The sequence below is a fragment of the Herbaspirillum sp. B65 genome (assembly GCF_000333555.1).
Lineage (GTDB): Bacteria > Pseudomonadota > Gammaproteobacteria > Burkholderiales > Burkholderiaceae_D > Herbaspirillum > Herbaspirillum rubrisubalbicans.
Genome location: NZ_BADI01000361.1, coordinates 1 through 2,624, shown reverse-complemented (window position 1 = coordinate 2,624; position 2,624 = coordinate 1). Strand labels below are relative to the sequence as shown.

Genomic DNA, 2,624 nt, shown 5'->3' with positions numbered 1-2,624 from the left:
GATGAGGAAGAGCTATGCCTCGCTCAAGGATGAAATACGCAGTGGCCTGGCGCAGGCGCTGCTGGGCAAGAATGAGTTGAGCGTGGCGCAGATTTCCACCCAACTGGGTTTCACCGAACCCAGCGCCTTCCACCGGGCCTTCAGGAAATGGACCGGGAAAAGTCCGGGGGCCTTTCGCCGCGACTTGCTGCAGATCAGGGTCGGCGATCGCGTCGGAGCATGACCGAAAAGGGGCTGGACACGGCACTGGCGGCATCACATGACAGGGGTGCGACGATTCCATCAAGAGATGAATTTCCCGTCAGGCGCGTCCTTCCCGTCTCATCATCTGCGGCGCCACCCCATACCCCCGTATGAACACTTCGCGCATGTGGCGCCGATCCCGGAACCCGGTTTCGCGGGCGATCACTTCCAGCGAATGCCGGCTCTGCTCGATCATCAAACGCGCCGCCTCCAGCCGCAGTCCCTCGATGGCCTTGGAAGGTGACAAGCCGGTCTCGGCCGAAAAGACGCGGCTGAACTGGCGTGGACTCAGGTTGGCTTCCTCGGCCAGTTCTTCCACCGTCAGCGGGCGCATCAGGTTCTTGCGGGCATAGTTCAAGGCGTTCTGGATGCGATCGGTCTTGGGCGCCAGCGCCAGCATTTCCGAATGCTGGGTCTGGCCGCCGGTGCGGTGCTGGTGCATCACCAGCTTGTGCGCCACGCCACGCGCCACCTCCTCGCCCAGGTCCTTGGCCACCATGGCCAGGGCCATGTCCAGGCCAGCGGTCATGCCGGCCGAAGTCCAGATGGGACCATCGACGATATAGATACGGTCGTGCTCGACCTGGATCTCGGGAAACCGCGCCTGCATCTCACGTGCAAAGAACCAGTGCGTGGTGGCACGGCGCTTGGCCAACAGGCCCGCTTCGGCCAGCACGAAGCCACCGGTGCAGATGGCGGCGATGCGGCGGGCACTCTTGCCGGTGCGCTGCAGGAAGCTGCGTTCATCCGGGCTGGCGGGTGAGGCCAGCGGGTCGCCCACGCCGCAGATCATCCAGCTGTCCATATGATCGGCTTGCGACGCCGGGGTGGTCGTGATGGACATGCCCAGCGAGGAAAGCACACTGCCACCGGCCACCGAGAAATTGTGCAAGGCATAGAAATCCTCGCCGGCGACCTTGTTGGCATATTCGAAGACGCTCTGCGTGGCCAGGCCCATGATCTGGAAACCGTCGGTCAGCAAATAGCCGATGTGGTGCATGTTCTTTCCTTCCCTGGTGTGACAATGCCGAGGGCAACACCCTATCCGTCCTCACGGGAAATCGCAAGCCGTTGATGTCTGCCGCCACACTCAGCCACACTCAAGATACCCGTGTGGTAGTGAAGCCATGTGCGGCGCGCTCGGGTCAGGCCGCCTGCGACAGCACCGGCTGGCCGGCCTGTGCCCGTATGGCACTGATGTGCTCGAACAGATAGCGCGCATCGCGGTCGATGCCCGAGAAACGTCCCGAGCCCCAGGTGTATTGCCACGGCAGCCCGAGGAAATACAGGCCCGACGCTGCCGTGACGCCACGCTCGTGGCCGGGATAGCCGCGACCATCGAAGATCGGTTCATTGATCCAGCTGAAATCGGTACGAAAACCAATGCACCACACCACCGCCGAAATGCCTGCCGTGCGCAGGTCCAGCGTGCGTGGTGCATCCGACTCGGGTTGCCAGAGCGGCACATAGCGCGCCTCGGCGGGGGCGTCGATCTGGTTGGCTGCGATGAATTTGTCGATGCTGTCCTTGATGCTTTCGGAAACCGCATCGGCATCATCCAGGTAAGCCTTGAGGCCGCCCCCGAAACGCGCCACCTCTCCTTCCAGCGCCTCGAACTTGCCATAGAGCTGCATTCCTTCCAGGGCGAACTTGCGCAGGTCGATGTCATGCCCGCCATCGCGGCCGGTGACGTAGTGATTGGTCTTCTCGCGCACGCCGGTACCCAGCGGATGCTGGTCCACGGGCAGATCGTAGTACTTCATCTTGTCCAGCCACTCCACCACGTCCTTGCCGCGATAGCTGCGCGCCACGCGCGGCGCGTCGCCCACGCCCAGGTGTACGCGGCGGCCGGCCAGGTGCAGGTCTTCGGCGATCTGGCAACCGGATTGACCGGTGCCCACCACCAGTACCTCGCCCGCGGGCAGCGATTGCGGGTTGAGGTATTGGCTGGAGTGGAGCTGCACGATGTGCTGCGGCAGACGCTCGGCCGCACGCGGCACCACCGGGATGTGATAGCCGCCCACGGCCACCACCACCTGGTCGGCAGCATACTGGCCATCGCTGGCACTGATGCGCCACCGCGCGCCGTCGCGCCAGAGCTTGTTGACCGTCACGCCCTCGCGCACGGNGGGAGCGAAGCTGGCGACGAAACCATCCAGGTAGTCGACGATTTCATCCTTCTTTCATGAACCATAGGGGTCGTTGCCGCGATACGGATAACCCGGCAGATTGCACTGCCAGTTGGGGGGTGACGAACGACAACGAATAGCGCACCGATTGCGCGCTCTCGATGACGTCGACATANGTAATGACTTTTTCCTGCACATCGAGCACGCCGACATAGACCGTCTCATCGCAGCCTTCGCTGAATTCGGTCATGA

General features: G+C 63.0%; 2 protein-coding genes and 2 pseudogenes. 1 reads left to right on the top strand and 3 read right to left on the bottom strand.

The window, feature by feature from the left end; all coding sequences use genetic code 11:
- Nucleotides 1-223 (top strand): helix-turn-helix domain-containing protein (locus tag I5W_RS08855; protein WP_044528950.1); only part of this gene is annotated, 223 nt, incomplete at its 5' end.
- A gap of 78 nt (nt 224-301) precedes the next feature.
- On the opposite strand, the gene I5W_RS08850 is transcribed toward I5W_RS08855, so the two are convergent.
- From I5W_RS08850 to I5W_RS31160, 3 genes and pseudogenes are all read right to left on the bottom strand, one after another.
- A complete protein-coding gene (locus tag I5W_RS08850; RefSeq protein WP_044528949.1) occupies nt 302-1,243 on the bottom strand; it encodes a GlxA family transcriptional regulator in 942 nt (313 codons plus the stop codon).
- Nucleotides 1,244-1,388: 145 nt separating this feature from the next.
- A pseudogene (locus I5W_RS08845) lies at nt 1,389-2,489 on the bottom strand (MSMEG_0569 family flavin-dependent oxidoreductase); the annotation flags it as partial.
- Nucleotides 2,490-2,499: 10 nt separating this feature from the next.
- Nucleotides 2,500-2,624: pseudogene (locus I5W_RS31160) on the bottom strand (IclR family transcriptional regulator); the annotation flags it as partial.